Origin of the sequence: Trichocoleus sp. FACHB-262 (genome assembly GCF_014696035.1) — a bacterium.
GTDB lineage: Bacteria > Cyanobacteriota > Cyanobacteriia > FACHB-46 > FACHB-46 > Trichocoleus.
The window spans coordinates 1-2,740 of sequence record NZ_JACJPK010000044.1 but is presented as its reverse complement, the minus strand read 5'-3'; the positions used below and the strand labels follow the sequence as shown (position 1 = coordinate 2,740).

4 protein-coding genes and 1 pseudogene are annotated in these 2,740 nt (G+C 47.5%); 1 reads left to right on the top strand and 4 read right to left on the bottom strand.

All coding sequences use genetic code 11. The features are described from left to right. Positions 1 to 89 precede the first annotated feature (89 nt). The 3 genes from H6F68_RS09010 to H6F68_RS09000 all read right to left on the bottom strand — a co-directional run bounded on the left by H6F68_RS09010 (position 90) and on the right by H6F68_RS09000 (position 2,084). On the bottom strand, positions 90 to 281 hold the full coding sequence (locus H6F68_RS09010; RefSeq protein ID WP_190558296.1) for an antibiotic biosynthesis monooxygenase: 192 nt from the start codon (positions 279 to 281) through the stop codon (positions 90 to 92). A 14-nt stretch (positions 282 to 295) separates the two neighbouring features. Beyond that, complete coding sequence (locus tag H6F68_RS09005; protein WP_190558294.1) at positions 296 to 1,258, bottom strand: D-2-hydroxyacid dehydrogenase; 963 nt, start codon at positions 1,256 to 1,258, stop codon at positions 296 to 298. 148 nt (positions 1,259 to 1,406) lie between these two features. Then, a complete protein-coding gene (locus H6F68_RS09000) occupies positions 1,407 to 2,084 on the bottom strand; it encodes a glutathione S-transferase family protein (protein WP_190558292.1) in 678 nt (225 codons plus the stop codon). 232 nt (positions 2,085 to 2,316) lie between these two features. Here H6F68_RS09000 and H6F68_RS08995 point away from each other — a divergent pair, with 232 nt between their 5' ends. Next, complete coding sequence (locus H6F68_RS08995; protein WP_242065421.1) at positions 2,317 to 2,595, top strand: dienelactone hydrolase family protein; 279 nt, start codon at positions 2,317 to 2,319, stop codon at positions 2,593 to 2,595. An 8-nt stretch (positions 2,596 to 2,603) separates the two neighbouring features. Here H6F68_RS08995 and H6F68_RS08990 read toward each other — a convergent pair. Next, positions 2,604 to 2,740, bottom strand: a pseudogene (locus H6F68_RS08990) (IS1 family transposase); the annotation flags it as partial.

Here is a 2,740-nt window from a genome sequence, read left to right as displayed (position 1 = left end):
CGAGCAAGTGGTAGATTAGCTCTTGGGCGTGGGCAAGAATATCCATTGTTCTTGCAGAGTATTGGTTTCACGCCCCTTCTTCTCACCTTTCAAGCCTTGGTGCAAGATGTGAGCCAACGGACTAACAGGATGTAGCGATTTGGGGTTTCTATACAACGTTGAAGTTCATGAGAAAGATACCCTGGCATGGAAGCAATGATCGGCGAAGCTATTTTGAACGCTGTCTCAAACTCACCAATCAGTTCAGGCTTAACATCTAGAATTGCAACTTCCAAAATCATAGCGATGACTTGTCCTAATAACCTGCGGTTTTATCCACTACATTGCGGAGCGGTTGTCCCGATTGGTAGCGGGTCAGGTTATCCAGAAACAGCGCGATCGTGCGTTCTGCAATCCGAGCTGAAAAGCCAGAGCAATGAGGGGTGACAAAGACATTAGGTAAAGACCAGAAAGGACTCTCATGCGGTAAAGGTTCTGTATGAAACGTATCTAGTCCAGCTCCCGCAATCCAGCCTTCTTTGAGGGCCGTGATTAATGCCGCTTCGTCTACCACTGCCCCTCGGGCAATATTGATTAAGTAGGCGCTAGGACGCATGGCCTGTAAGGCAGTGGCATCAATCAGATTGCGAGTTTCAGGGGTCAGAGGTGTGGCTAAGACGACATAATCAGCTTCTGGTAGTAGCGATCGCCATTCATCTGCGCCCACAATGCGCTCAAACCCTGGCGTGGGTTGTGGGTGACGCCGAGACCCCCAAACATGCATGCCAAAAGCACTGGCCCGCTTCGCAATTTCTTGCCCAATACTGCCCGCCCCAAGAATTAACAGTGTTTTACCCCACACTTCCTGGAGAGGGAGTTGAATACTCCGCTTCCAGGTATGGCTGGCTTGCAATTCCAACAATTGAGGGATTGTTTTGGCGTGGAATAGAATATAGGTCAGGACGAATTCAGCGATCGGAATTGCAAACGTGCCCGCTCCATTGGTGAGCGTGATATCACGCTCTAAATAGGTGGGAGTGAGGATATGATTGACACCCGCACTCGGCGTTTGATGCCAGCGGATCTGGGGTGCTGCTGCTAATACCTGATGGAGCAAATCAGGTTTGAGGTAGAACCAGTTGAGATATACCTCAGCGTCACTCGGGTCACCCTCAAACTTGCCGTTAATATCGACCCAAGCGACTTGCAGATCGGGATCGAGTTGAGACAGCTCAGGTTCTAAATCAGGGGCGAATTCAGTTGGTAAGAGCAGTTTCATCAGTTTGCCAGATCTCTACAGTCACGATCATTTTAGGTCCAGGGTTTGGTGCGTGACTGACCAGGAAGGAGTATTGTGGATGGTTGCCGAGTAGATGAGCCGATCGCCGTAGATCTTCATCTATCCAAAAGCAAAAATTAGCAAAACTCTACTTTTGAGCTGCACCCACCGGAGCAGGTTCACCTAGGATTTTGGCAAAACGCTCTAAGTAGAACTCTGTGGGGTTGGCAACTGCTTGAATCGAGGGGCGATCGCGCACCACATTCCACCACTCCTGCAAACGTGGGGTTTCAGCAGGGAGATTAAAGCCACGGAAATGTTCTAGCAAGGGTAGACGCTCAAACCAAGGATAAAAGCTGATGTCAACCAAGCTAAATGTTTCTCCCAACCAATACTGTCCTTCAGACTTACTCAGCCCTTCTTGCTCTAGATACAAAAATGCTTCTAGAAACTCACGCTGTCCTTGTTCTCGCTCCTGTGCATCTTTGCCACGCAGGAACTTGCTAAACGCAGGTACAAAGCGGGTGTTAGCATAGTCAATCCAGATACGGGCGATCGCTTTGGCTCCGGGATCACGAGGCAGGAGGGGTGGTTCTGGAAATACTTCATCCAGATATTCGTTGATAATGGCAGACTCGTAGAGCGTTAGATCGTCATGTTTGATCGCCGGAACTTTGCCGTAGTGGGAAATTTGAGTGTATCCTTCTGGCTTGTTCTGCAAATCAATTTCGATAGGGGTGAAGTCAATACCCTTTTCGAGTAGAACGACACGGGTACGTTGGGCAAAGGTCGAGGCTTTGGCGAAATAAAGTTCAATCGTGCTCATAGACTGGTACTCAAAATAATACGGTTTGTCGAGCGAATTACCGTAGAATAAGTTTGAAGTATCACATAGACCTACGGCACATACAAGTACTTTCGATACAAAAACTAGATGTTTTACTAATTGTTAGGCTATCAAACAAATTAAAAATAGCTGTAGGATAAACGTAATAGCCTTCAGGCCAATCTTCTAGGCCACAAGTCGAACCTTAACTGGATTTAAGAGCATGAAAGCAATGACACGTCGTGAATTTATTGCCACCACAACTCTAGCGACAGGTTTTACTTTGGCAGTGCAACCGATCGCCGAGAGTATTATCGCTACCGACACTACAGGATTAATCACAGGTGCGGTAAAGATTCCAGTCAAAGATGGTGAAATACCTGCCTATCGAGCGCAGCCTGCAACTGGAAAGAACTTTCCAATTGTTCTGGTGATTCAAGAGATTTTTGGGGTGCATCAACACATCCAGGATGTTTGCCGTCGGTTTGCCAAGCTGGGCGTTGCTGAATAGGTAATGATTTAAGCTGAGAGAGGAATTGTCCGATACTTCAAATAATGCAGCAGCAACCGAAGTGAACACTTCAACATCTCAACTGATTTGGAGTAGCACAAGGTCTTCCGGTGCAATCGTGCTAAATAATGCCTCAGTCGGGTAT

What these genes read in the sequence shown, in the direction of transcription:
- H6F68_RS09010 (WP_190558296.1), bottom strand. Translation starts at nt 281, where the DNA reads ATGATTTTGGAAGTTGCAATTCTAGATGTTAAGCCTGAACTGATTGGT.
- H6F68_RS09005 (WP_190558294.1), bottom strand. Translation starts at nt 1,258, where the DNA reads ATGAAACTGCTCTTACCAACTGAATTCGCCCCTGATTTAGAACCTGAG.
- H6F68_RS09000 (WP_190558292.1), bottom strand. Translation starts at nt 2,084, where the DNA reads ATGAGCACGATTGAACTTTATTTCGCCAAAGCCTCGACCTTTGCCCAA.
- H6F68_RS08995 (WP_242065421.1), top strand. Translation starts at nt 2,317, where the DNA reads ATGACACGTCGTGAATTTATTGCCACCACAACTCTAGCGACAGGTTTT.